Origin of the sequence: Tardiphaga sp. 862_B3_N4_1, assembly GCF_051811085.1 — a bacterium.
Lineage (GTDB): Bacteria > Pseudomonadota > Alphaproteobacteria > Rhizobiales > Xanthobacteraceae > Tardiphaga > Tardiphaga robiniae.
The window spans coordinates 1,371,175-1,396,014 of sequence record NZ_JBPWQB010000002.1 but is presented as its reverse complement, the minus strand read 5'-3'; the positions used below and the strand labels follow the sequence as shown (position 1 = coordinate 1,396,014).

Genomic DNA, 24,840 nt, shown 5'->3' with positions numbered 1-24,840 from the left:
TTTATCTCTGGAGAGCGGTCTGCTTACACGTCCACATTCGCGCTGAGCGAATTGTCCTGAATGAATTCGCGGCGCGGTTCGACCACATCACCCATCAGCTTGGTGAAAATGTCGTCGGCCTCGTCGACTTCCTTGACCCGGACCTGCAGCAGCGAGCGCTCATTGGTGTCGAGCGTGGTTTCCCAGAGCTGGCCGGGATTCATCTCGCCCAGACCTTTGTAGCGCTGCAGGGCCACGCCCTTGCGGCCGGCGTCGGTGACAGCCTCGAACAGACTGACAGGGCCGTGGATCGGGAATTCGATGTCCTTGCGGCGCAGGACACCGGATTTCGGATAGGCTTCCTGCAGGCTGCTGGCATATTCGTCGAGCTTGCGCGCATCGGCGGAGCCGAGCAGGGCGTCGTCGATGAAGGAGACGTCCTTCACACCGCGAATCGTGCGTTCGAAGAAGAAGCCCTGGCCTTCGCGGAATTCACCGATCCAGCCACGCTCGACTTCGTCGGCCAGCGCGTCCAGCCGCTTGGCGATGTAGTCGGCAGCGGCATTGGCGGTGGCGAGATCAGCGGTGACCCGCGGATTGAGCACGCCAGCGATTGCAGCCTGCTCGACGACTTTGCGATTATAGCGCGAATGCAGATTGTTGAGCGTGCCGCGGATGATGCGGGCATCTTCCACCAGCGCCAGCAGATCGCGGCCTGTGCGATCCTCGCCCGAAGCGAGCTTGAAGATGCAGTCGTCGAGACCGGTCTCGATCAGGTAGTCTTCCAGCGCCCGCTCGTCCTTGAGGTACTGCTCGGACTTGCCGCGCGTCACTTTGTAGAGCGGCGGCTGCGCGATGTAGAGATAGCCGCCTTCGATTAGCGTCGGCATCTGGCGGAAGAAGAACGTCAGCAGCAGCGTGCGGATATGCGCGCCGTCGACATCCGCGTCCGTCATCAGGATGATCTTGTGATAACGCAGTTTCGACAGGTCGAAGTCGTCGCGGCCGATGCCGGTGCCGAGCGCCGTGATCAGCGTGCCGATCTGTTCGGAGCCGAGCATCTTGTCGAAGCGCGCGCGCTCGACATTGAGGATCTTGCCGCGCAGCGGCAGCACGGCCTGGAATTCGCGGTTGCGGCCCTGTTTCGCAGAGCCGCCTGCCGAGTCACCCTCGACGATGAACAGTTCGGACTTGGCGGGATCGCGCTCCTGACAGTCAGCCAGCTTGCCGGGCAGGGAGGCGATATCCAGCGCGCCCTTGCGCCGGGTCAGCTCGCGGGCCTTGCGGGCGGCTTCGCGGGCGGCGCCGGCTTCGATCACTTTGCTGACGATGATCTTGGCTTCGGTCGGATGTTCCTCAAACCACGAGGCGAGGGCTTCGTTGAGAATATTCTCGACCACCGGGCGCACTTCCGAGGATACGAGTTTGTCCTTGGTCTGCGACGAGAATTTCGGATCGGGCACTTTCACTGACAGCACGGCAGTGAGGCCTTCGCGGCAATCGTCGCCGGTCAGCGCGATCTTTTCCTTCTTGGCGACAACTTCGGCATAGCCATTGACCTGGCGCGTCAGCGCGCCGCGAAAGCCGGCGAGATGGGTGCCGCCATCGCGCTGCGGGATGTTGTTGGTAAAGCAGAGGACGTTCTCGTGGTAGCTGTCGTTCCACCACATCGCGACTTCGACTGATATGCCGCCCTGTTCGGCGCGCATTACGATCGGCGTCGGCACCATCGCCTTCTTGTTGCGGTCGAGATATTTGACGAATTCCTCGACGCCGCCCTCATACATCATGTTCTCGGTCTTCTCGACCGGATGACGCAGATCCGACAATCTGATGTTGACACCGGAATTCAGGAAGGCGAGTTCGCGCAGACGATGTTCAAGCGTCGCGAAATCATATTCGAGTGTCGTGAAGGTTTCCGCCGAGGCATAGAACGTCACTTCGGTGCCGCGCCTGCCATTGGCATCGCCGACCACCGAGAGCGGCGCCACCGCGTCGCCATGGGCGAATTCGATGCGGTGCTCTTTGTCGTTGCGCCAGACGCGAAGGATCAACTTGCTCGACAGTGCATTCACGACAGAGACGCCGACGCCGTGCAGACCGCCGGACACCTTGTAGGAGTTCTGGTCGAATTTTCCGCCGGCGTGGAGCTGGGTCATGATGACCTCGGCTGCCGAGATGCCTTCGCCCTTGTGGATGTCGACGGGGATGCCGCGACCGTCGTCGCGCACCGTCACCGAACCATCGGCATTCAGAATGACTTCGACGGCGCTGGCATGACCGGCCAACGCCTCGTCGATCGCGTTATCGACGACTTCGTAGACCATGTGATGCAGGCCCGAACCGTCGTCGGTATCGCCGATATACATGCCCGGCCGCTTACGGACGGCGTCGAGTCCCTTCAGGACCCGGATCGATTCCGCACCGTATTCGATGGGAATGGCATGCTCAGTGTCGGCGATGGGTTGCCGGGCTGGTTCAGTCATGTAGGGGCCTTCGAAGGTGTGCCGAATCAGCGCGGAAAACGGCGCTTGAATCGCTCTATTTGTGCCATGAAAGGCGCATTGCGCCTAGCGCAAAGTAACGCGCAGCAAGTTATTGAATAAATAGGATTTTTTGGCACCATTTCAAGACGATTTGAGGTCGTTTTAGCAGTCCGATTTCGCGCCTGTTCCGGGCGTCGAAAATGCCCGGCTTGCGTGCATTCCGAAGGCTATTTGTCAGCCAGTCCCGCAACCGGTTTGTCGGCATTCGTCTTGAGGCTGCGCCGGGCGATCAGATGCGCGATGAGCACCACCGGCTCCAGTAACGCCATCCCGAACAGAATGCCGAACAGGCGGTCATAGCCGGGCTCCAGGGCGGCATTGGCGTAGTTGTCAGGCACCAGCACCACGAGGAAGGCCAAAGTGAATTGCAGGCCCGCATAACTCATGGAGGGCGGGCCATTTTCGATGTGACGGCCGATCATGACGCCGAGCGCGAGCCCGATGGTCATCACGACCGGCGAATGGCGGCTGACCAGCAGGATCGCGCTGGCGAGCAAGCCACCGGCGAGACAGCCTATCAGACGGTTCATCATGCGCGACGAGACCGGGCTGAGCATGCCTTCCGCTAGCGACGCGGCCGGTACCAGCATGACCGCGAAGATCGTGATGCTGGATTGGCTGAGCGAGGGGATGCCGAGCCAGAGCCAGGCCCACGGGATCAGCGCCAATGCAATGCCGCCGACCAAGGCGTGACGCGCCACCGTGGCGTGCCATTGCCGCGTCGGCTGGTCGACCGGCTTGGCGCGCAGATTGTTGTCCGGATTCGGTAGCGCGCGCCGCACTGTCCAGGTCGAGATCGCACTGACGATGACGCAGGCGGTGGTACCGGCCAGCACTTCGAGCACGCGCGTGGAGGCAAAGCGCAGGATCGGCTCCCGCGCATGTTCCATGCCTTCGATCAGCACCATCAGGAAAGTGAGCCCGGTGAACAGCCAGGCATAGGCGCGGTGGCCGACGATAGCGAAATAGAGGGTGATGCTGCCGCCGATCAGAAGACCGAGACTCAGCGACACCGGCTGGCGCAGCAGTAAAGGCGCAGCAGCAAGTGCGAGTCCTGCGCCAGCGAGCGTCCCAATCACGCGAAGGATGCCGCGCGTAAAACTTTCGGCGACGTGCGAGCGCATTACCATGTATCCGGAGAATGCGGCCCAGCCGACATTCTCCGCGCCGATGGCGTGCGACAAGACGATCGCCAGCAGCACCGAACAGATGCATTCGGCCTCATCGATCATGCGCGGTCCGGGAATCGGAAGCGACCGCATTTCGTTTCCGAATGCGCGCGCGATCCGCGACAGATGAATGGCCAAAAATACCAGCATGGCCAGATATTTATGCTGTCGAACGTGGTCTACAACAGACGATTTCTCATGGCCCAATGCAGTGGCGGACGCGCGCGCTGACGCGCTTGCACGCTTTGTCCTCAGTAGAGCTGGAGCGGGAGGATATCCCGACCGTCAGGGCCAACCATCAGGCCCCAGCTGTCGTTGGCCGCCACCTTGATCGTACTGTCATGTGCGGGCTTGCCCGCGGCCTTGATCGTGACCTTGTAGGCGCCGGGCGGCAGTTCCATCGTCGGCCCGTTCGGATTTTGCGGTCCGCCCACGCCGGGCGCGACCTTGATCGTCTTGTTATTGACGCTGACCGACACTTCCGCGTCACCCATATTGCCGAACAGCAGCCGAACCTTGCCCAGTGCAGGCAGGATGCCCGCCTTCGTCGCTTCTGCGGGATGGCGCACCACTAGACTGACCGTGGTCTCGTCGTTGCGGCGTTCCAGTTTCAGCGTGGCGGGACCATCGGGCGCCTTGAAGGCCAGCATGGCGCTGTCGGGTTTGATGACCGCGTTCTTCGTGTCTTCCTGCCACTGTCGCTGCGTGAGTTCGCGTCGGTAGAACGCCAGAACCGAGTCCAGTCCCGCAGGCACAGATGCACTCAACTCATGTCTGAACGGCGCGCCGCCTGGCAGCCCTGAAGTACCCAGCGATCGCAACGTCCGCTGTTTCGGTGTGGGATAATCGGTGTCGCCATCGGACTCGAGAACCTGTTCGGCGCTCTTGGCGTTGCCCGTGGTCGTGTTGCCGGCAACGGGTGCGACAGGCGCGCCCCTCAGGCCCGAGCCTGTCGCCGTGACATTGACCTTCGGGCCCATCTGCATCGCCGTCAGCGAGATGCTTTGCTTGGCCTTGCTGAAATTCAACACCACCATATTGGGATTGTTGATGACCGACGGCGTGCTCTTCCAGCCGAGCGCTTTCATTCCGCTGCGGTAAAAATCCGCCAGCGCGCTGACACTCGAGGAGCTCGTGAATGCGAGCCTGCCATCGGCGCCGTCGAAGTCGATCTCGCTGGTGGTGTCGGGGACGGGAATCGGTGTGCTCGAACCGTCCATCGCGCGCAACGCAGTTTCCGGCCCGCGTGCGGTTTGCGCTGCAGCACGTTTCGCATCCGCCTCGGCAATAGCTGCTTGCCCGAACGCGAGTGCATCCTTGATAAAGCGGTCGTCTGCTTCCTTTTTGGCCTTCGCGCGCGCCGCGATCACAGATGGCAGAATTTGTACGTCGATCTGCACGGTGGTCAGATCGTATTTGCGACCGATCCGCAGCGTTGCCGTCTCTTCCGGCGAGGTGAATGCGAGCGAGGCGCGATCGGTGGTAACGACGGTGTCCTTGCTCTGTTCGATCCAGCCCTTCTTGCCGAGTTCGCGGCGATAGAAGGCGAGCACGGGGCCGAGCTCGGCCGGGATCAGCGCATGTGCTTCGCGCTTGACGGAATCTGCGCTGCCGGTGGTTCCGGCAGATTTGATGCGTTCCGGCCGCGGCAAGCCTGCGGATTCAGGACCCGCAGCGAGATCTTGCGGGAGAGCGAAGGGCGCGACGCGAATTTCGACGCTGGTCTTGTTATCGGCGCTCCGCTGTAAGCTCAGCATCACCGGCAATTGTCGCGTGTTACCGTCGCGGGTAAAATAGACACGCACGCCATTCGCGCTCGTCTCGTCGATCTTCGCGTCTGGCCAACGGGTCTCCGCAGCACTCGCGGACAGCGGCGACCAGCCCAAAGCAGCGAGTTCTTTCTGAAAGAAAGCCAGCGTTGCATCGACCGTTTCAGCCGTCGTGCATCCAAGATACGGCCGCCGTTCGTCATAGACGATATCGGTCGCGCGATCGGGGAAAGGCAGGTTCACTTCCAGGCGCTGCGAGCTGTAGCTGACGCCCGACCGATCCGTTCGGCTGCCGTCAGTCATGAAGGATGCTGACACGCCCTGCGCACCCTTCTTGTACCAGCGGCTGCGATCTGATCCCTCGAGTGGCGGCGTGTAGGCGATCCAGCCATCGGCTGCGAGTAATTTTCCGGTATTGGCAATGGTGTCTGCGACGCTGCCTGCGCCGAAATAGCTGGCGCTGAGATTGGGGTATTTGGTGGCTTCAGGCCGGGCCATCGCGCCTTCGATATGCGGCAGCGTTCTCACATCCACCAGGCCGTCTTCCGCACGGCAGGCCAGCGAGCCGCCGGCGATGGCGGTGCTGACGAGCAGGGCCAACAGGCAGTGTCTGGCCGGGAGCTGTATCCCGCGCTTGCTTGAAAACATCACTGAAAGCCTCCGGCGTTTGCTTGCGTGCATGCAAAAGCGCTGCCCACAAGGGCAGCGACATTATTTGCGCGGGGCACTTAGAGTGAGTTGTAGGAGGTGTTGCTTTGGTTCAACCGGCCGGCTGGCGCCGCGCGATATGCCCATTGGCGACGTCGAAAATCTCGCCGGATGGGCCGATTTCTGCGAAAGCAACAGGATCGGCGCCGGTCATCCAGACCTGGGCGCCCAATTTCGAGAGTTCGCCGAACAGCGACTTGCGCCGATCAGGGTCGAGATGGGCGACGACTTCGTCAAGTAACAGGAGCGGCGTGATGCCGGTCATCTCGGCGACCAGCGTGGCGTGGGCGAGGATGAGCCCGATCAACAGGGCCTTCTGTTCGCCGGTGGAGGCATCGCGTGCCGGCATGTTTTTCGGCGCATAGATCACCTGCAGATCGGTGAGATGCGGGCCGTCGAGCGTGCGGCCGGCGGCGGCATCACGCGGGCGACCATCGCGCAAGATCTGGCGATAACGATCTTCGACCGCCGTGGCCGGTTCATTGACCAGCGCATTCTCCATCCAGCCGTCGAGCATGATGAGTGCGGATGGAAAGGCCGAGGCTTCGCCGCGCACGCGCAGCATCTCTCCGAGCCGCATTGCAGTCTGGCCGCGCGTCGCGGCGACGGCAACCGCGAGTTCGGCTGTCTCCCGCTCGATGGCATCGAGCCAGTGGGCGTCGCTGTTCCGGTCTTCGAGCAAGCGGTTACGCGAACGCAGGCTACGCTCGAGTGCGGAGACGCGACCGGAGTGATCCTTGTCGATGGCCAGCACGAGGCGGTCGAAGAAGCGCCGGCGTTCGGAGGCGGCGCCCATGAACAACTGGTCCATGGCTGGCGTCAGCCACACCATGCGGAGGTGATCGCCGAACGCTGCGGCAGAACCGACAGGCTCGCGGTCGATACGACAGCGACGGCTGGTGGACGCACCTTCTGCCGCGGGGGCATCGATGCCGGTGCCGAGTGTGGCGAGACCAACCTCACCCTCGACAGTCGCCGACACAGCCCAGGAACCGTCGCCTTCGTTATTCGCAACGTCTTCGAGCGTCGCGCGGCGCAGGCCGCGGCCGGGCGACAGAAACGAGATCGCTTCGATACAATTGGTCTTGCCGGCGCCGTTCGGACCGACGAGGGCGACCATGTCCGCCGATGTCTCCAGCGACGCCGCGCGATAGCTGCGGAAATTGGTGAGCGACAGGCGATGGATGCGGGAGGCGGTCATTCGTGAATATGGGACTCAGCTAAAGTCGTCGCAACGCGCCGCGCCAATCTCCGTTGTCATCCCCGCCTAGTGCGCCGAAGGCGCATGCGGGGCGGGGATCCATGACCACGGCCGGCATAAAACGGCAGAGTCGTGGCTACCTGGCTGCAACTAGTTCTTCGGAGGCTATGGGTCCTCGCTTTCGCGGGGACGGCACCTGAAGGAACTCACACCCGCATCGGCATCAGCACATACAGGGCGCCCTTGGCGTCCTTGTCCTGTACCAGCGTCGGCGAACCGGGATCGGCGAGGCGCAGCACGGCGACTTCGCCTTCGATCTGGGCAGCGATGTCGAGCAGATAGCGCGAGTTGAAACCGATATCGAGCGCGTCGGAGGCGTATTCGACCTCGAGCTCTTCCGTCGCGCTGCCGGAATCCGGATTTGTCACCGACAGCACCAGCTTGCCCGCCGACAGCGCGAGTTTCACGGCGCGGCCGCGCTCGCTGGAGATTGTCGAGACGCGGTCGACCGCATTCTCGAAATCCTTCTTGTCGATCACCAGTTCCTTGTCGTTGTTCTGCGGGATCACGCGGCCATAGTCGGGGAAGGTGCCGTCGATCAGTTTCGAGGTCAGAACCACATTGCCGAGCGTGAAGCGGATCTTGCCCTGCGACAGCTCGATGGTGATCTCGGCTTCCAGATCCTCGATCAGGCGCTGCACTTCACCGACCGTCTTGCGCGGCACGATGACGCCCGGCATGCCGTCGGCGCCCTTGGGCAGCTTGAGGTCGATCTGTGCCAGACGATGACCGTCGGTGGCGACGGCACGCAGGGTTGCCGCGGTCGCGGTGCCGGCGGCGTGGAGATAGATGCCGTTGAGATAATAGCGGGTCTCTTCGGTGGAGATCGCAAACTGCGTGCGGTCGATCAGGCGCTTGACGTCGGAGGCGGGCAGCGCAAACGAGTGCGTCATTTCGCCGGCGGCGAGATCCGGGAAATCATTCTCCGGCAGCGTCTGCAGCGTGAAGCGCGAACGGCCGGCGCGGATCGCCATCACCGAGCGATCGCCATCGGCTTCGAGCACAATCTGCGAGCCATCCGGCAGTTTGCGGACGATGTCGTAAAACATATGCGCGGGCACGGTGGTGGAACCGGCGGTGCCGACTTCGGCGGCCAGGGTTTCCGTGACTTCAAGGTCGAGGTCCGTGGCCTTTAGCGACAGCCGGGCATTTTCGGCGCGGATCAGCACGTTTCCCAGGATCGGAATCGTGTTGCGGCGCTCGACCACGCGATGCACGTGGCTCAGCGACTTCAGGAGTTGCGCGCGTTCGACGGTGACCTTCATAACAAAACCCGCCCGATTCAATCCGGTGTCGTGTGGAAATGCCTGGCGGCCCGAATGGGCGCCGCGGCGATGACACCCGCAAGCTCGATCAAGTGGATTTTGCTCAATCCCGCGGGGGACCGCAAGGTGGCGTGGATGGCCGGGAAGCGCAAGAGAGATGCGCTTCCGGCCCCCAATGTTTTGACGGTTAACACCCTCGTCCTGCCCCGGCGCACGCTTTGGCGCGTCGGGGGCGGGGACGCTTTTACTCCTGCAGTTGGCGCTTCAGCGTTTCGACCTCATCCTGCAGGGCCACGTCCTTGCCGACCAGCGCCTCGATCTTGCGTACGGCATGCAGAACGGTGGTGTGATCGCGGCCACCGAAGCGGCGGCCGATTTCCGGCAGCGAGCGCAGCGTCAGGGTCTTGGCCAGATACATCGCAACCTGACGGGGGCGAACGACATTGGCGGTGCGGCGCGACGACAGGAGGTCGGACCGGCTGACGTTGTACTGGCGCGCGACGACACGCTGGATGTCCTCGATCTTGATCCGCTTCGGCTCCTGCGGACGGATCAGGTCGCGCACTTCGCGTTCGGCCATTTCCAGCGTCACCGGCGTGGCGTTCAGCTTCGAATGCGCCAGCAGGCGGTTGATTGCGCCTTCGAGATCGCGGCCATTGTGGGTGATGGTGCGGGCCAGATAGTCCAGCACCGGTTCCGGTACGTCGAACGAGGCATGATGTGCACGGGCCGCGGCAACGCGCGACTTCAGGATGCCCAGGCGCAGCTCTTCGCCGAGCGAGCTCATTTCGACGACGAGACCGCCGGCGAGGCGTGAACGCACGCGTTCGTCAAGGCTTTCCAGATCCGACGGCGGACGATCGGCGGCGATCACCACCTGGCGGCCGGCATCGATCAGCGCGTTCAGTGTGTGACAGAATTCGGCCTGCGTGGTCTTGCCCTGCAGGAACTGCATGTCGTCGATCACCAGCACGTCGATGCCGCGCAGCGCTTCCTTGAAGGCGAGCGCCGTCTGCGTCTTCAGCGCAGCGACGAAGCCGTACATGAACTTCTCGGCGGTGAGATACAGCACCTTGCGGTCGGGGCCGGAATTGCCAGCCCAGGTCACGGCCTGCAACAGATGGGTTTTGCCGAGGCCGACGCCGGCATGGATGTAAAGCGGGTTGAACATCACCGGATCGCCGCGGCGACCTTCGGCGACCTGACGCGCGGCAGCATGGGCCAGCGTGTTGGCGCGGCCGAGCACGAAGCTCGCAAAAGTCAGGCGCGGATCGAGCGGCGAGCCGCCGAGTGCTTCATGGCTTGCGGACACCGGCGCGGTGGCCGTGGCGCGGAGTTCGGGCGCGGGACGGTTGTTGAACGTCTCGGTGCGGCGCGCTTCGGTCGGCGCTGCGGCTTCCTTGTTGGCGGGCGCCACGTTGCGCATTGCGGAGCGCACGGTGAGGTCGACGCGGTGAACCTGCGGCATCTCGGCCTGCCAGGCGTTTAGCACGCGCTCGGCATAGTGGGCCTGGATCCAGCTCTTCAGGAATCGGGTGGGTACCGAAAGATGGACGCTGTCGTCCTGCACGCTTTCGAGATCCATCCGCGCGAACCAGCTGGAGTAAACGTCTTCGCCAACCGTCGACCGCAGCCGACCTTTCACGCGAGACCAGTGATCCTGTTCCATATTAGCCATTGTCAGAGAACTTTTCAGATAGAGTGAGTGTCCGGCACAACGCTGCCGATGAATGTCCGCGTATGGAGACGCGGTGCGACCTCGTGTGACGCGTCGTCTTCGGGCACAGCTCCGCCAACGGCCATCCGGCCGAGGTCAGATCAGTGATGTCGAAGAGGACCTCGTCGCGAGGTCAGCGCGTACTGGAGGGTCTGTCGGGAACGTGGGCGGAGGTGTGGGTCGCCGTATCTGAACGAGACGCAGATCGCGGTCGCTGGAATGCTGTCGTGGTCGATTTGCGCATAAAGCCTCCCCCGCTCACCGCGGTCGCTCGCGGCAAGATGTCAGTTCACATGTGGTTCAAAGTCAGTCCGCAACGCTGAACATCGAAACTCGTTCAGTCGTATTCCCGTATCGTCGTCTTGCCCGCTCGCCTGCCCGCTTACTTCCGCACCGTCAGCTTTGCTGGTTGCGATTGGCCGGTGCGCATTTCTTTTCAAAGCATCCGAATGGATACCCGAGAAATTTCGACACAGAACAACCCTTCCCATATTGCTATGGGCTGCGATCCGATCAAAGCTTGGAAGGTGTCGCTAACCTGAAGACCGTCGCTGATCCTAAGGTCCGTCCTGGTTCTTAAATCGCTCTGATCTGAAGAACCGCGGGCGCCGCGAGTGATTAAAGAAATACAGCACGCCCGGTTTCTCGCAACGGAATCATTTTTCAGGTGCCCCGCAAAAGCCTCACTTGCGCAGCCCGGAACACGTCGTGATTTTTTTGACGATGCGTCAAGGTTTTGAATCAACGCGCTGAATCGTAATGTGACAGTGCCGTTGCAGATTCGATCCAGCGAAAAAAGAAATTCATAATTCATTTACGAATGAAGGGGCGGAGTCCGCGTTTTCAAACTGGTCCGCTTCGCTATGCCGATAAGTGATTAGAGCCGCGCGTTTTTTTCTGTGCGTTGAGTCAGGGTAACCCTAGACATCGGACTCGCGCTGGCGGTGTGGCGCTGTTGCTTTTTCAGAATCACGCTGACGCAAGCGATAACGCGGATTGGCACTCGGTGTGATGCGTTGTGCGTTCCGGCTGTGCCGTTGAAGAGACATGACGAGACGCGCATCGCGCAAGCGCGCGGCGGTCTTTGCGCTTCATCAGAATTTGTGACGCGATAGCGCGAACGCATTGCGGCATAAAAAAAGCCCGGCGTGCAGCCGGGCTTTTTGGAAAGAATGTTGTCGTCAGATTACTGCGCGAGCTTCGCGATCTGATGGACGAGACGCGAGACCTTGCGGCTTGCGAGATTCTTGTGAACGAGGTTGCGCTGAGCAGCCTTCATCAGTTCGGGCTCGGCGAGCTTCATCGCCTTCAGCGCCGCTTCGCGGTCGCCGCTCTTGATCGCCGCCTCGACGGTGCGGACTGCACCGCGCATCTGGGTGCGGCGGGACTTGTTGACGATGGTGCGGCGGGCAATCTTGCGCGTCGCCTTCTTGGCGGAGGTCGTATTGGCCATATCTCACTATCCTTCAGCAGCGTCCCGTCTCGGGCGCCGGGCTGATTGACGTCTGCCGCTCGACTGCGGCCAACGCTGATCTGTTTCCGGGGTGTTCCTGAAAATGCTATCCCCGGAGCGGCAAAGCTCACGCGTTTCGAAACTCACGGGGCGCGCCGCTCAAAGAACAGCGGCGGCGGGATTGCGCCCACCGCCATTGGCGCTCCTTATAGAGTGCCCGATTTCCACCGTCAACGCCTTCCGGCTGCGCCTTTAGACGAAAAACAGCCGCAGAGTGGCGGTTAAGTTGCTGATGAGGTTGAATTTCTCGGGTTTGCCCGGTATTGCCGGGGGTGAGAGCGATGAGGGGATTCGGATGATCCGCGGGTTTTTCCGCCTGATAGGGCTGTTATTGCTGGCCGGTGGGTTCGTGTTCCTAGTCTATGATGGGGCGCGCTCGATTGCCGATCAAGCGCTGCGGCTGACCCGGCTCGGGGAGTTCTGGAACGACATCAACCAGGCCAGCCAGCGTTCCTTCCAGGCGATGGTCGATGCCAATGCGCCGTTCCTCAGCGGGCTTCTCAAATTGCTGCTCAACCAGCCGGCCTGGGCCGTCATGGGCGTGCTCGGCATCGTGCTGATGCTGTTGTTTCGGCCAAGCAAGCCGTTGATCGGCTATTCGCGGAATTGAACGGCGCTCGACGACGTAACACACCTGCCGTTTCCCTCGTAGATACCTATATTGCCACCTGAGATACGCCGCGCGGCAGGAGTGAATCCGGTTCTGCCTCGCGGGTGCTGTTGGCCCCCAGATCTGCGCGTTCGTCCAGCGAACCGGAGTCCACTTCGTTCGCGAGCGCGCCGGGAGATGATCCATGCTGTTCATGCGCAAGACCGCTGCATTGCCGACCGCCGCCGAAGCACTGCCCGGTCGCGATACGCCGATCCCCACTACCAAGCATCACTTCGTCAATGGCAGTAACATCCAGCCGCCCTATCCAGAAGGAGTTGAGCGGGCGGTGTTCGGGCTCGGTTGCTTCTGGGGTGCTGAGCGCAAGTTCTGGGAGCTCGGCGACGGCATCTATACGACCGCGGTCGGCTATGCCGGCGGCTTCACGCCGAACCCGACCTATGAAGAGACCTGCTCGGGCCGTACCGGTCACACCGAAGCGGTGCTGGTGGCGTTCGATCCGAAGAAGATTTCTTACGAGCAGTTGCTGAAGACGTTCTGGGAGAGCCACGATCCGACCCAGGGCATGCGTCAGGGCAACGACATCGGCTCGCAGTATCGTTCCGCGATCTACACCTTCAGCGATGCACAGCGCGATGCCGTCGCAGCGTCGAAGGCGGCGTATCAGAAGGCACTGTCGGCGAAGGGCCTCGGCACCATCACCACCGAGATCGCGCCGGCCGGGAAGTTCTACTTCGCCGAGGACTATCACCAGCAGTATCTGGCGAAGAATCCCGGCGGCTATTGCGGTCTCGGCGGCACCGGCGTGTCGTGCCCGATCGGGGTCGGCGTCACGGCCTGAGCTGACTACGGCTAAGTGTAGATAAACAACGTCAAAAGCCCGCTTTCGGATATTCCCGAGGGCGGGCTTCTCGCTGCCTGGTGGACGGCGACGACAACGGAATTTTAACCATAAGAGGCCAAAACCGAAGCTGTCTCTATGAGGGATGAGTCCAGTGTCGTTTGCCCGCGCGTTTCGTCTGCCCATGATTGTCGCGGTTGCCGCGCTGGCTCTGTCCGGTTGCATGCGCAGACCCGGCCCTGTCGCAGTGGTCGCGCCGGCTGCCGATCTCGACACGCTAGCTTATGGCCGCCCGGGTTACGGGCCGGCAGCAGTGCCGGTTGCTTATGCTCCCCCGGTCTCGACCTATGATGCGCAGTACAAGCTCGATGCCGGCGACAAGCTGCGCGTCGTGGTTTACGGCCAGGAAGGTCTCACCAATTCCTACGCCATCGATGCCGGTGGCGCGATCACCATGCCGCTGATCGGCCGCGTGCCGGCGCGCGGCATGACGCCCGCTGCCCTGGCTGCGAGCATCACCGGCCGCCTGCGCAATGGCTTCATTCGCGAGCCGTCGGTGGCTGTCGAAATCGAAGCCTACCGTCCGTTCTTCATCCTCGGTGAAGTTGCCGCTCCTGGGCAGTATCCCTACGTGCCCAATATGAGCGTCGAGAGCGCGATCGCCATTGCCGGCGGCTTCTCGCCCCGCGCCAAGCGTGATGAAGTCACGCTGACCCATACCACCGTCGAGGGCTCGTACCGCGCCGTGGTGCCATTGGGCACGCCGATCAATCCCGGTGATACGGTGCTGGTCAGCGAGCGCTGGTTCTGATCGCACGCATCGATCGCGGTCATCACCTCACACGCGATTTTCTCCGCTTCACGGAATAGACGCGCTTTCCCGCGATGAAATTGGCTGCGATGTATCGGCGCATTGGCGTCAGGATACGCGTTGCTCTGTATCAGAATCGTCTCCCGCCCTGTAGCAATGATCAAGCGAGGCCAACTCGCTGAAAATGCGCCGCCATGTCGGCACATATGGATATCAGGGGGAGAAGAGATGAAGACCAGTCCGTCGGTCAACGTGATGCGCGGCGTCACTCTGGCAGCCATCGTGGCGCTGGGAGCGGCGCTGTCTTCGCAAGCATTTGCGCAGACCGCGCAATCCTATCCCGATAGGCGCATCACTTTCGTCGTACCCTATGCGCCCGGCGGTGCGACCGATGTCGCGGCGCGCCTACTTGCGCAGAAGCTGCAAGAATCCTGGAAACAGACCGTCACCGTCGAGAACAAGCCGGGCGCCGGTGGCGTGATCGGCAACGATTTCGCTGCCAAGGCTCCTGGCGATGGCTACACGGTGCTGATCGCAATCACGCAGATCATCCAGGCGCCGAGCCTGATGTCGAAATTGCCCTACGATGCGTTCAAGGATCTCGCGCCCGTCACGCAGGTCGCGATCTCGCCGATCGTGCTCGTCGTGCCCGAAGCGCAGCCGATGAAGTCGGTGAAGGAACTGGTCGATCTTGCCAAATCCAGTCCCGGAAAATATCCGTACGGCACTTTTGGCAATGCCACGACGTCGCATCTTTATGGCGAGCTTCTGAAGAAGAACACCGGCATTGATATGACCCATGTGCCGTATCGTGGCGCCGCGCCGCTCTTGAACGACTTGCTCGGCAATCAGGTCACGGCGGCCTTCCTCGACTTCACCACGGCCGGTCCGCAGCTCGAAGCCGGCAAGATCCGTCCGCTCGCGGTGGGCGGCGAGAAACGCAAGCCCAAGCTGCCGAACGTGCAGACCATGGCCGAACTCGGCTATCCCGGTTTCGAGGCTGAAGGCTGGGTCGGCGTCTTCGTGCCAGCAGCGACGCCGAAGGACATTGTGAGCAAACTGTCGGCCGAGCTCGGTCGCATCATCAATTCGCCGGAGGGGACCGCCGGCCTGCAGGCGGTCAATCTCGTTCCGGTCGGAGACAGCCCCGAATCTTTCGAGAAGAGCCTGCGCCGCGATTTCGATCGCTGGGCGACGGTGGCAAAGACAGCGGGCGTGAAGGGCGAGTGATGTTCCAATCTCTCCCGACTGGCAGGGAAAGATCGAGGCTGCTCCCTCTCAGTCGTCATACCCGGGCTTGACCCGGGTATTCAGCTTTGCCCAAGCGCCTGTTGGTGCCGCAAAGGTGGATTGCCGGGTCAAGCCCGGCAATGACGTGGAGAGGGCGGCGGCTTACTTCAGATGCTTCGCGAGGAACGCGAGGCTCCGTTCTCTCGCAACATCCGCGCTGGCTTTGTTGTAGCTGGCGCGCTGATCGCAATTGAAGCCGTGTTCGGCACCGTCATAGACGAAGATCTCCACATCCGGCCGCTTGGCGCGGATGGTCTCGACGTCCGACAGCGGAATGCCGTGATCCTTTTCGCCGAAATGCAGCTGCGTCGGGACGGTCGGCTTGTCGTCGGCAAAGCGCACCACGGCGCCGCCGTAATAGCCAATGGCGGCGCTGAGGCCGGTCAGCTTCGTGGCGGCGGCGAAGGCAACGCTGCCGCCGAGGCAAAAGCCGATGATGCCGACATTGCCGATATCTCCAACTGAATCGATGGCGGCCTGGGTATCGCGCAGCATCGCGGGCCAATCCGGATTAGCAACGAACTTGCGCGCGATGGCGATTTCCTCGGGCGAATAACCGGACTGGAAGTTGGGTTCGGTGCGATCGAAGATCGACGGCGCCACCGCCACATAGCCTTGCACAGCGAAGCGATCGCAGACCGTGCGGATGTGGTCGTTTACGCCGAAGATCTCCTGGATCACCACCACGGCGCCCTTGGGCTTGCCCTCAGGCTGGGTGCGGTAGGCGCCGAGTTTGAAGCCGTCAGATGCAGTCAGCGTGATGTCTTGTCCCACGAGGTATTCCATATCGTTGTTAAGGGGTGAGGTCTGTTTGGCGCGGGCGACAGCACGGGTCTACTCACAAAGCGGCTACTGCCACATCCAATGCCGGCCCCAGTCGCCCTTCCAGCCGGTCAGGCGTCCCTTGCGAAACTGGAGATAGAGGCGGTCGCGGCGGTCGAAGAAGCCGCTGCCGCCGAAGGTGCGGATCGCCAGATAGATCTCATCGCCCGGTCGGCCGCTGACATAGGTTAGCGGGGTGCCCAAGATACGGGCGGCGTCATCCGCCGCCATCCCAAAAGCCAGCGGGGTGGCGTTCGAAAGGGTTGCCGTGAATGGCAGATCGGGCCTCGTCCCGGCGGGCTGCCCGTGGGCTGGAACCGTGACGGCGAGGGCGGTCGCGACGCCGAGGATGAACCTGATGGTCTTCATGGCGCGATTGTTTTCCGGATCGGATTCCGGCGCAAGGCGGCATTGCTTAAAGTTTTCGCGAAAGCCCTAACCGACTGATAGTGCTATCCGCCGGAATGAAACCTTCCGGGGGGCGATCAGGAAGCATTAACAATACCCATTAAGCTTCAAGAACCCTGTTCCAAGGTATGTATGTCCTGCTTGCGGCCCGTTCGCCGCAATAGATCGAGGGCATATGACCGCTTCAGTCAACCAATCGCCGGCGCGCCGCCGACTGCTTCTGGCATCGGACCGCAGCGATCACAGCAGCGAACTCGTCGATATCCTGCAGAAGGTCGGCGAAGTCGATGTTGTCCCAACGTCAGCCATTCCGGAGACGCCGCCGAGCGAGCTGTCGGGTATCGTGGTCGATATCAATCTGCGCTCGGCAGAGGCCGTGCAGCGCGTGCGCAACAAACTGCGCCACAAATCCTATGAAGCGATACCGCGCCTGTTCGTGCTGGCCGACTCGCTGCATCACGGATCCATGCAGGCCTGGGCGCTCGGCGCCACCGATACGATCGCGCGGCCGTTCGATGCACGTGGCATCATGCAGCGTATCCGCGCCGCGTTTCCGAACCCGCATGACGAGGACTTCTCCGCCCGCGGCAAGGCGCTGAATCGCGGTGTCGAGGCGGCGCATGCGGTAATGGTCAAGATCTTCGAGAAGCTGCCCGCTGGCGTTCCGCTCACCTTCAACGACGTGATGCAGGCCGAGAACCAGATTCTGAAGGCCATCAAGCGCACATCGCTGCGCGAATGGCTGGCCGCCGTCGGCCGTCATCACAATCACAGCTATCGTCACTGCCTGTTCGTGACGGGGTTCGCGGTGGCCTTTGCGCAGCATCTCGGCATGCGCGACGAAGATCAGCGCCGTCTCACGCGCGCAGCTCTCGTGCACGACGTGGGCAAGGCGTTTATCCCGGTGTCGATTCTGGACAAGCCGGGCAAGCTCACCGAGGACGAGACGCTCGAGATGCGCAAACATCCGCGTCTCGGCTTCGAAGCGCTGGTGGCGCAGGGCAGCTTTCCGCGCGAGATGCTCGACGTGGTGCTGCATCACCACGAATTCCTAGATGGCAGTGGCTACCCCGATGCGCTGGCCGGCGACCAGATCAGCGACATCGTGCGCCTGATGACCATCGTCGACATCCATGCGGCTCTGGTGGAGCGGCGCGCCTATCGCATGGCCTTCACGCATGCCAAGGCATTCGAGATCATGGAGCAGATGGGCGACAAGATCGACCAGCAATTGCTGCAGGTGTTCCGCCCGGTGGCGCTCGGCGCGTAAGCGCCGTTCGCCTCAGGCCAGCAGCTTGCGCAACTCGGCCTTGGCGACTTTCTCGAGAGTTGAACGTGGCATCTCGTCCACGAAATGGATTTCGCGGGGCACTTTGAAATCCGCCAGCCCGCTCTTGCAGGCCGCCATGACATTGTCATGCAGCGCGGGTGGCGCCTGCGCCACGCCGGCATGCGGGATGATGAAAACCACCGGCACTTCATCCAGCATCGGATGTTTCTTGCCGACGACGGCCGCCTCGCGAACGCCGGGCACCGTGATGACGACTTGCTCGATCTCGGACGCGGCAACGTTCTCGCCGCCAACTTTCAGCATGTCCTTCGCACGGTCACCAAACTTGATATAGCCGCGCTCGAGTAGCGTGACGCGGTCGCCAGTGATGAAGAGGCCGTTGGTGTCGAAACTGTCTGAGGTCGCAGCTTCGTTGTGCAGATACTCCTTGAACAGCGACAGGCCGGGAATGCCCTTGATCGTGAGATTGCCGGTCTCGCCCACGGCGGTCGGCGTGCCGTCGTCATTGGTGACGCGGATGCCATATTCGGTTGCGGCGCGGCCGATGGCCATCGGCGTATTGGGCTGGTCGACCTCGCCAATAATGCCGTGGGTGATGGTCTCGGTCATGCCCCACCAGCCGATAATCTTGACGCCGAATTTGGCGAAGGCCGGCGGATCGCAGAACGAGGCTCCCCACAGACGGAAGTGATGATGCTTCGGCACGTCGTGCTCGAGCAGCGCCTTCATGCAGAACGGGATCGTCGACAGCCAGGTCGCGCGATGTTCGAGCGCTACGTTCCAGAACCGGCGCGCGGAAAAACGCGGCTGAAGCACGAGGGAGGCACCGACCCACAACGTCGACAGCATCGAATAGGCCAGCGCATTGGTATGAAACAGCGGCAGATAAGTCATATGAGTATCGAACGCATGGAGGTCCTGATGCGCAGCATTCACCTTGCCGCCCCACAGCGCATTGGCATGGGTCCACAGCACCGCTTTGGGCCGCGATGTGGTGCCTGACGTATACTGGACGCTACAATGCGCCCAAGGGTCGACCGGGCGTCGCGGACGATCGGCGCTGTCAGCGAACAGGGATTCGAACCGCTCAGCCTTGCCCACCGCATGGCCGTCGGCCGACGCGCCGGTGTTGTGCGACGTCACCGCGATCCAGCGCAGTTTGCGGCAATTGGCGACGACGAGCTCGGCATAGGATGGCTGGGTGATGGCGGCGACGGCGCCGCAATGATCGGCGAAATATTCGATCTCCGCAGCCGACGAGCGGGTATTCGTGGTGACGGCGATGGCGCCGAGTTCGACGCAGGCGAACCAGGCCAGCAGCATCTCGACGCAGTTGTCGAGATGGATCAGCACATAGTCGCCCTGGACGATGCCGCGTTGGGCAAGGCCTGCGGAAAGTGCCCCGACGCGCTCGTGAAATTCGCCATAGGTCCATGGCCGCGCCGGCGCATCGAATGGCGACCAGATGATGAAAGGGCGATCGCGACGCGTCTCGGCGTGCATGCGCAGCAGCCACGGCACGTCCATGCCGTCGAACGGGCCGATCGAACCGGGAATCATGGCGGGATTCGTCACGGGGTGGGGCATGCATCCTCCGTCGAAAGCCGCCGGAGCGACCGCTTACGCGGGTGCGGCTTTCTTATTCTTGTTTTTACGGAAGATGTTGTGCCATCAGCGGCGGCGGTGCGCAAACCGCAACGCGTGCAGGATCAGCCTATTTCGTAAGACGAAATTTCAATCAGGCTGCCATCGGGATCCCGGCAATAGACCGAGCGCAAGGTGCCGCGCGCTCCCTGTTTGGCCACCGGGCCTTCCTCGATAGCAACATCGCAAGCGCCGAGATGCGCAACTACGGCGTCGGGCGGTGATGCAGTGAGAAAACAGAGGTCGTCACTGCCGGCCATCTCATGATCCGCCGTGAACCACTCGACCTTATCGGCGCCGATCGGCCGCAGATTGATCTTTTGCACGCCAAAACTCACCGATGTGCGCGGCAACTTGCCCGGACCGGGATCGAACACCTTCACCTCCATGCCCAGGACGCGTTGATACCAGGTGGCTGAGCGTTGGACGTCAGTGACATTCAGGACGAGATGATCGAGGGCCGTGACGGTGAGGGACATGAAATGGTCCTTGGCGTTGCCTTGACGTTTCTTTGGGCTGGTGCCGCAGTAGTGTCGCACTGGCCGATAGTTGAATTGTTTGGTAGATACGGCCGTTGTCAATTCAACACACGCTGACCGCGCGCAAAGTTGCGGCAGCCGGAGGGAATAAAATATGACGTCACGTCGTGCCGCGATCGGTCTGATTGCGCTTGGCTTTTCTGCTTTTACTGCAACCGCTCTCGTTCCGGTCAGCTCGGCGCTGGCCGTGGATTATCCGACGCGGCCGGTTCGCTTTGTCGTCGGCTATCCTGCTGGCGGTGCAACCGATATTCTGGCTCGCCTGATCGGGCAGAAGCTATCCGAGCGAACCGGTCAGCAATTCGTCGTCGAAAACAAGCCGGGCGCGGGCAACAATATCGGCACCGAATCTGTCGTGAATGCAGAACCCGACGGCTACACGATCCTGCTGGTCAATCCGGCGAACTACATCAACGCCACGCTTTATGGGAAGCTGAGCTTCAATTTCGTGCGTGATATCGCGCCTGTCGCCGCCTTCCATCGCACCGCCAATGTGATGACCGTCAACAAGGACATCACGGCGAAGACCGTCGGGGAATTCATCGCCTATGTGAAGGCCAATCCGGGCAAGGTGAACATGGCGTCGTCGGGCAACGGCACCTCGGTGCATCTGTCCGGTGAGATGTTCATGATGCTGTCAGGCGCCAAGATGCAGCATGTGCCCTATCGCGGTGCTGCGCCGGCGATCACCGACATGCTCGGCGGTCAGGTCCAGGTGATCTTCGACAATATGCCGTCAATCATCCAGCATATCCGCTCGGGCAGCCTTCGTGCGCTGGCGGTGACGACCACCGAGAAGTCGTCGCTGTTGCCCGATGTGCCGACCGTCGCGGAAACCGTGCCGGGGTATGAGGCCAGCGCTCTGTTCGGCATGGGTGCGCCGAAGAAGACGCCGCCGGAGATTATCGCCAAGCTCAACGCGGACGTTAATGCGGTGCTGGCGGATCCGGCCGTCAAGGCCAAGCTGATCGATCTCGGCGGCGAACCGCTGATCGGACCGCCGGAAGCCTTCGGTAAGATGATCGTCGCGGAGACCGAGAAGTGGGAGAAAGTGGTCAAGGCTGCGGGCCTTAAGGTCGAATGAACCCATGCGGCACTATGGTGTCTAACCCTTGTGATTCCGCCAGTATAAGCGCGTGATCACAAGACCGGGATGTACCGGAGCTTGCGGGAACGTTCATCCGCAGGCTCTGTTGCTTTCTGGGGATGTCACAGGACCGCTGCCGCGGAGGAGAAGACGTGATGCGCAATCTGATGCTGGCCGTGTTGGCTGTTGGTGGTGTTTCGGCCATGGCTTCCAGCCCTGCAGCTGCCGCCCCGGCCTATCCCTATTGCATCCAATCGCAGGCTTTTGGGACCGATTGCTCCTATCCGAGCTATGAAGCGTGCCAGGCCACCGCATCGGGTCGCGGCGTCGACTGCATCGTCAATCCGCGTCTGGCGTTCAGCCCGCAGCCCTATAGTGAACCGCGCCGCAGTCGGCGTTCGGTTGCCTATTAAAACCCATCTTCGTGGCGGCGACGGCTATGTTTTTGGCTTCGTCGCCAGCCAGATGACATGACGGGCGCCACCGCGTGTGCCGGTGGCGCGGATCTTGATTTCCTCGGCGTTGAAGCCTGCCTTGCCGAGGAGCGCCGTGAATTTGTCATATGGAAATGACGACCAGACGGCTAGTACGCCGCCCGGACTGAGCGCGGCCTGGGCCGCGCGCAACCCTTTCAGGTCATAGAGCGCATCGTTCGATTTTCGCGTCAGGCCTTCGGGCCCGTTATCGACGTCGAGCAGGATCGCATCATATTTGCCGCGTGCACCAGCGATCGCTTTAACGACATCGCCCTCGACAATCTCCACGCGCTCATCACTCAGGCTGTCGCCAGACAGCTCGGCCATTGGGCCACGCGCCCAGGCGACGATCGCGGGCACCAGTTCGACCACGGTGATCTTCGCCTTCGGGCCGAGCACCTTTAGCGCAGCGCGCAATGTAAAGCCCATGCCATAGCCGCCGATCAAAAGCCGCGGCGCCTTCATATCCTTGAGGCGAAAGCAGGTGAGTGTCGCCAGCGCTTCCTCGGAGCCGAACAGCCGACTGCTCATTAACTCGTTCTGGCCGAGCTTGATGGTGAACTCTTGCCCGCGCTGCATCAGGCGCAGCGGCACGCCGCCGCCGGGGACTTCGGTCGTATCGATCAGTTTCCAGGGTAGCACGGGTGTCTTTCATCAAGCGATTGCGCGGCGGCCCGTGGTAGCGCGAGAACCGAGCTCCACGCAACTCAGCTATCATGCAAAGGCCTTGCGGCAATTGAAGTCGCTCGTGTCGCAGCACTTCGATCGCAGCGGGATCGGATGCCGGGTTCCGGTCTCTGGAATAGCTCCAACACGTCGCTGCATCTTCGTTTAAAGGGAACTACACTGATGAAGTACTTCGCGCGGGAGCTCCGTTCGCCGTTCTTAACGGGCGGATAACTAACCGAACGGGTTGTGCCGGTGCATTGATAGAACGGAATTGCCAATGGTATCTGGTGCCTCTAAGCAGAATGAAGACCAATGCATCTTCGGGTTGCGCATCGCGCGGCAAGGCGAAGACGCTTTCGTCGGGGCCGAGTGATCTTCAACTCATCGAGAGGAATAGAATGACCAAAATTCTGCACATGATGGCGGCATGTCTCGTCGCCATGTTCATCGTCTCGACGCAGGCAAGTGCTGCGCCGATGATGGGCCAGAGCATCGCTGTCGAAGCGCACGTGATCCCGGTTGCGGGTGGTTGCGGTCCGAACGGCTGGCGGGGTCCCTATGGTGGCTGCCGCTATACACCTTATTACGGCCCACTCCCGGGCGGCTACTATCAGGAAGCTCCCGTAATGGGGAACGGCTGCCCTCCCGGTTACTGGCGCGGTCCTTGGGGCCACTGCCGCAACACGCCCTATCACGGCAATCTGCCGGGCGGCGGCTGGAAGCCATAAGGCAAACGTGACGCTGCGTCGCACGTCGCAGCGCACGATCTGACTGTCGATCAGCTGAAAGGCCAGCCGCAAGGCTGGCCTTTCTGTTGCGCGCAAACATTGAAGCGCAGCGTTGAATGTGTTGCCTTGGGCCATCTACGGATGGCCTGGAGACACTTTAATGACGATGCGATTCACACCGGGTACGGTGACGCTGGCGGACTGGCGGTCGATCTATCGGGGGGCAGTACCAGTTCTCGATGAGAGCTGTATTCCCCGCATCAATGCCAGTGTTGCGGCAGTTGCCCGGATCGTCGCCAAGGGCGAACCCGTCTATGGCATCAATACAGGCTTCGGAAAGCTTGCACATGTCGGCATAGAAGCCGAAAGCATCACGGCCCTCCAGAAAAACATCGTGCTGTCACATTGCGTGGGCGTCGGCGATCCAGCGCCAGCGCCGGTGGTGCGGCTGATGATGTGCCTCAAGCTTGCGAGCCTGGCACAGGGTTTCTCCGGCGTCCGCATGGAGACGGTCCAGTTGCTCAGCGCCATGATTGCGCATGACATCACGCCCATCGTGCCCGCGCAGGGATCAGTCGGTGCTTCCGGCGATCTGGCCCCGCTCGCGCATATGGCGTCGGTCATGATCGGCGTCGGCGAGGCGCTGACGACGTCCGGGCGACTGCCGTCGACGGAGGCGCTCGCCAGTGCGGGTCTGCAGCCGATCGAGCTGCAGGCCAAGGAGGGACTGGCACTGCTGAATGGCACGCAGTTCTCGACGGCCTATGCACTTGCGGGATTGTTCGAGGCTGAAATTCTTTTCAAGACAGCACTCGTCAGTGGTGCCTTGTCCACCGATGCCGCGCGTGGCTCGGATACGCCGTTCGATCCACGCATCCATCAACTGCGCAAACATGAAGGGCAGATCGCTTCGGCCCAGGCATTGAAGGAACTTCTCGCCGGCAGCGCGATTCGCGAGTCGCACCGCACCGGCGACGTCCGTGTTCAGGATCCTTATTGCCTCCGCTGTCAGCCGCAGGTGATGGGCGCCGCGCTGGACCTTTTGCGACAGGTGGCCACCACACTTCTCACCGAAGCGAATGGCGTCTCTGACAATCCTCTGGTCTTTGCCGAGGACGATATCGCGATCTCCGGTGGCAATTTCCATGCAGCGCCGGTTGCCTTTGCGGCGGATATGATGGCGCTTGCGATCTGTGAGATCGGATCGATCTCAGAGCGCCGGATCGCCATGCTGGTGGATCCGGTGTTATCCGGTGTGCCCGCGTTCCTGACACCGAAGCCGGGGCTTAATTCCGGCTTCATGATCGCGCAAGTGACGGCCGCGGCGCTGGTATCTGAGAACAAGCAGCGGGCTTATCCGGCCAGCGTCGATTCGATTCCGACATCGGCCAATCAGGAGGATCATGTCTCGATGGCTGCCCATGCGGCGCGCCGGCTGTTGCCGATGATCGAGAATGCGATGGCCGTCATTGCCATCGAGCTGCTGGCGGGCGCGCAAGGCTGTGATTTCCATGCGCCGCTCAAGTCCAGCGATCGTCTGGAAAACGTTCGCGCACGGATCCGGGCAGACGTCGCCCATCTCGACGAGGATCGATATTTTCACGACGACATTCAGAAGTCGCTGCGCCTTGTGCGATTCGGTGCGATCGTTGCGGCAGCCAATCTCGATACGATCCCGGGTGTCTAGAACGCGGGAG

21 protein-coding genes are annotated in these 24,840 nt (G+C 61.8%); 9 read left to right on the top strand and 12 right to left on the bottom strand.

Going from position 1 to position 24,840, the window contains the following annotated elements; translation table 11 throughout:
* Positions 1-23 precede the first annotated feature (23 nt).
* The 7 genes from gyrB to rpsT form a co-directional block, all read right to left on the bottom strand.
* Positions 24-2,465, bottom strand: coding sequence for a DNA topoisomerase (ATP-hydrolyzing) subunit B (gene gyrB / locus AB8B02_RS23830; protein WP_439065333.1), 2,442 nt, complete (start codon positions 2,463-2,465; stop codon positions 24-26).
* 227 nt (positions 2,466-2,692) lie between these two features.
* Entirely contained in the window at positions 2,693-3,787 is a 1,095-nt protein-coding gene (locus AB8B02_RS23825; protein WP_439065332.1) for an FUSC family protein, read from the bottom strand.
* Positions 3,788-3,945: 158 nt separating this feature from the next.
* On the bottom strand, positions 3,946-6,063 hold the full coding sequence (locus AB8B02_RS23820; protein ID WP_439065331.1) for a hypothetical protein: 2,118 nt from the start codon (positions 6,061-6,063) through the stop codon (positions 3,946-3,948).
* A 160-nt stretch (positions 6,064-6,223) separates the two neighbouring features.
* Complete coding sequence (gene recF, locus AB8B02_RS23815; RefSeq protein ID WP_184512397.1) at positions 6,224-7,372, bottom strand: DNA replication/repair protein RecF; 1,149 nt, start codon at positions 7,370-7,372, stop codon at positions 6,224-6,226.
* A 206-nt stretch (positions 7,373-7,578) separates the two neighbouring features.
* Positions 7,579-8,697: a DNA polymerase III subunit beta gene (dnaN, locus tag AB8B02_RS23810; RefSeq protein ID WP_089263411.1), complete on the bottom strand. Its 1,119-nt coding sequence runs from the start codon at positions 8,695-8,697 to the stop codon at positions 7,579-7,581.
* Positions 8,698-8,941: 244 nt separating this feature from the next.
* Complete coding sequence (gene dnaA / locus AB8B02_RS23805; protein WP_089263412.1) at positions 8,942-10,375, bottom strand: chromosomal replication initiator protein DnaA; 1,434 nt, start codon at positions 10,373-10,375, stop codon at positions 8,942-8,944.
* 1,225 nt (positions 10,376-11,600) lie between these two features.
* Positions 11,601-11,867 (bottom strand): 30S ribosomal protein S20, encoded by a 267-nt coding sequence (gene rpsT / locus AB8B02_RS23800; RefSeq protein WP_068729934.1) that lies wholly within the window; start codon positions 11,865-11,867, stop codon positions 11,601-11,603.
* Between the two features lie 355 nt (positions 11,868-12,222).
* Here rpsT and AB8B02_RS23795 point away from each other — a divergent pair, with 355 nt between their 5' ends.
* From AB8B02_RS23795 to AB8B02_RS23780, 4 genes are all read left to right on the top strand, one after another.
* Positions 12,223-12,537, top strand: coding sequence for a hypothetical protein (locus AB8B02_RS23795; protein WP_068729932.1), 315 nt, complete (start codon positions 12,223-12,225; stop codon positions 12,535-12,537).
* Between the two features lie 184 nt (positions 12,538-12,721).
* Positions 12,722-13,378, top strand: coding sequence for a peptide-methionine (S)-S-oxide reductase MsrA (gene msrA / locus AB8B02_RS23790; RefSeq protein WP_439065330.1), 657 nt, complete (start codon positions 12,722-12,724; stop codon positions 13,376-13,378).
* Positions 13,379-13,523: 145 nt separating this feature from the next.
* Entirely contained in the window at positions 13,524-14,189 is a 666-nt protein-coding gene (locus AB8B02_RS23785; protein ID WP_439065329.1) for a polysaccharide biosynthesis/export family protein, read from the top strand.
* Between the two features lie 228 nt (positions 14,190-14,417).
* Positions 14,418-15,419, top strand: a complete 1,002-nt coding sequence (locus AB8B02_RS23780) for a Bug family tripartite tricarboxylate transporter substrate binding protein (protein WP_093757686.1) — start codon at positions 14,418-14,420, stop codon at positions 15,417-15,419.
* A 162-nt stretch (positions 15,420-15,581) separates the two neighbouring features.
* Here the strand turns inward: AB8B02_RS23780 and AB8B02_RS23775 are convergent, their stop codons facing one another.
* The gene (locus tag AB8B02_RS23775) at positions 15,582-16,253 is read right to left on the bottom strand and encodes a dienelactone hydrolase family protein (protein WP_120288071.1); all 672 of its coding nucleotides are present in this window, start codon (positions 16,251-16,253) and stop codon (positions 15,582-15,584) included.
* A gap of 75 nt (positions 16,254-16,328) precedes the next feature.
* On the bottom strand, positions 16,329-16,670 hold the full coding sequence (locus AB8B02_RS23770; RefSeq protein ID WP_093757685.1) for a hypothetical protein: 342 nt from the start codon (positions 16,668-16,670) through the stop codon (positions 16,329-16,331).
* 214 nt (positions 16,671-16,884) lie between these two features.
* Between AB8B02_RS23770 and AB8B02_RS23765 the strand changes: the two genes are divergently transcribed.
* The gene (locus AB8B02_RS23765; RefSeq protein WP_089263417.1) at positions 16,885-17,979 is read left to right on the top strand and encodes an HD-GYP domain-containing protein; all 1,095 of its coding nucleotides are present in this window, start codon (positions 16,885-16,887) and stop codon (positions 17,977-17,979) included.
* 12 nt (positions 17,980-17,991) lie between these two features.
* Here AB8B02_RS23765 and AB8B02_RS23760 read toward each other — a convergent pair whose 3' ends face one another.
* Positions 17,992-19,587 carry an AMP-binding protein gene (locus AB8B02_RS23760; protein WP_439065328.1) on the bottom strand — a complete coding sequence of 532 codons (1,596 nt, stop codon included), beginning with the start codon at positions 19,585-19,587 and terminating at the stop codon, positions 17,992-17,994.
* A gap of 122 nt (positions 19,588-19,709) precedes the next feature.
* A complete protein-coding gene (locus tag AB8B02_RS23755) occupies positions 19,710-20,123 on the bottom strand; it encodes a VOC family protein (protein WP_089263419.1) in 414 nt (137 codons plus the stop codon).
* Positions 20,124-20,277: 154 nt separating this feature from the next.
* Between AB8B02_RS23755 and AB8B02_RS23750 the strand changes: the two genes are divergently transcribed.
* Both AB8B02_RS23750 and AB8B02_RS23745 read left to right on the top strand, forming a co-directional pair.
* Positions 20,278-21,267: a Bug family tripartite tricarboxylate transporter substrate binding protein gene (locus tag AB8B02_RS23750; RefSeq protein WP_089263420.1), complete on the top strand. Its 990-nt coding sequence runs from the start codon at positions 20,278-20,280 to the stop codon at positions 21,265-21,267.
* 158 nt (positions 21,268-21,425) lie between these two features.
* Positions 21,426-21,683, top strand: coding sequence for a DUF3551 domain-containing protein (locus AB8B02_RS23745; protein WP_309941896.1), 258 nt, complete (start codon positions 21,426-21,428; stop codon positions 21,681-21,683).
* Between the two features lie 24 nt (positions 21,684-21,707).
* Here AB8B02_RS23745 and AB8B02_RS23740 read toward each other — a convergent pair whose 3' ends face one another.
* Positions 21,708-22,388, bottom strand: coding sequence for a spermidine synthase (locus AB8B02_RS23740; protein ID WP_093757681.1), 681 nt, complete (start codon positions 22,386-22,388; stop codon positions 21,708-21,710).
* Positions 22,389-22,813: 425 nt separating this feature from the next.
* On the opposite strand from AB8B02_RS23740, the gene AB8B02_RS23735 reads away from it, so the two are divergent.
* Together AB8B02_RS23735 and hutH are read left to right on the top strand one after the other, a co-directional pair.
* Positions 22,814-23,143: a GCG_CRPN prefix-to-repeats domain-containing protein gene (locus AB8B02_RS23735; RefSeq protein ID WP_231078751.1), complete on the top strand. Its 330-nt coding sequence runs from the start codon at positions 22,814-22,816 to the stop codon at positions 23,141-23,143.
* Positions 23,144-23,303: 160 nt separating this feature from the next.
* Entirely contained in the window at positions 23,304-24,830 is a 1,527-nt protein-coding gene (gene hutH / locus AB8B02_RS23730; RefSeq protein ID WP_439065327.1) for a histidine ammonia-lyase, read from the top strand.
* Positions 24,831-24,840: the final 10 nt, after the last annotated feature.

What these genes read in the sequence shown, in the direction of transcription:
- gyrB (WP_439065333.1), bottom strand. Translation starts at nt 2,465, where the DNA reads ATGACTGAACCAGCCCGGCAACCCATCGCCGACACTGAGCATGCCATT.
- AB8B02_RS23825 (WP_439065332.1), bottom strand. Translation starts at nt 3,787, where the DNA reads ATGCGGTCGCTTCCGATTCCCGGACCGCGCATGATCGATGAGGCCGAA.
- recF (WP_184512397.1), bottom strand. Translation starts at nt 7,372, where the DNA reads ATGACCGCCTCCCGCATCCATCGCCTGTCGCTCACCAATTTCCGCAGC.
- dnaN (WP_089263411.1), bottom strand. Translation starts at nt 8,697, where the DNA reads ATGAAGGTCACCGTCGAACGCGCGCAACTCCTGAAGTCGCTGAGCCAC.
- dnaA (WP_089263412.1), bottom strand. Translation starts at nt 10,375, where the DNA reads ATGGCTAATATGGAACAGGATCACTGGTCTCGCGTGAAAGGTCGGCTG.
- rpsT (WP_068729934.1), bottom strand. Translation starts at nt 11,867, where the DNA reads ATGGCCAATACGACCTCCGCCAAGAAGGCGACGCGCAAGATTGCCCGC.
- AB8B02_RS23795 (WP_068729932.1), top strand. Translation starts at nt 12,223, where the DNA reads ATGATCCGCGGGTTTTTCCGCCTGATAGGGCTGTTATTGCTGGCCGGT.
- msrA (WP_439065330.1), top strand. Translation starts at nt 12,722, where the DNA reads ATGCTGTTCATGCGCAAGACCGCTGCATTGCCGACCGCCGCCGAAGCA.
- AB8B02_RS23785 (WP_439065329.1), top strand. Translation starts at nt 13,524, where the DNA reads ATGAGTCCAGTGTCGTTTGCCCGCGCGTTTCGTCTGCCCATGATTGTC.
- AB8B02_RS23780 (WP_093757686.1), top strand. Translation starts at nt 14,418, where the DNA reads ATGAAGACCAGTCCGTCGGTCAACGTGATGCGCGGCGTCACTCTGGCA.
- AB8B02_RS23770 (WP_093757685.1), bottom strand. Translation starts at nt 16,670, where the DNA reads ATGAAGACCATCAGGTTCATCCTCGGCGTCGCGACCGCCCTCGCCGTC.
- AB8B02_RS23765 (WP_089263417.1), top strand. Translation starts at nt 16,885, where the DNA reads ATGACCGCTTCAGTCAACCAATCGCCGGCGCGCCGCCGACTGCTTCTG.
- AB8B02_RS23760 (WP_439065328.1), bottom strand. Translation starts at nt 19,587, where the DNA reads ATGCCCCACCCCGTGACGAATCCCGCCATGATTCCCGGTTCGATCGGC.
- AB8B02_RS23755 (WP_089263419.1), bottom strand. Translation starts at nt 20,123, where the DNA reads ATGTCCCTCACCGTCACGGCCCTCGATCATCTCGTCCTGAATGTCACT.
- AB8B02_RS23750 (WP_089263420.1), top strand. Translation starts at nt 20,278, where the DNA reads ATGACGTCACGTCGTGCCGCGATCGGTCTGATTGCGCTTGGCTTTTCT.
- AB8B02_RS23745 (WP_309941896.1), top strand. Translation starts at nt 21,426, where the DNA reads ATGCGCAATCTGATGCTGGCCGTGTTGGCTGTTGGTGGTGTTTCGGCC.
- AB8B02_RS23735 (WP_231078751.1), top strand. Translation starts at nt 22,814, where the DNA reads ATGACCAAAATTCTGCACATGATGGCGGCATGTCTCGTCGCCATGTTC.
- hutH (WP_439065327.1), top strand. Translation starts at nt 23,304, where the DNA reads ATGACGATGCGATTCACACCGGGTACGGTGACGCTGGCGGACTGGCGG.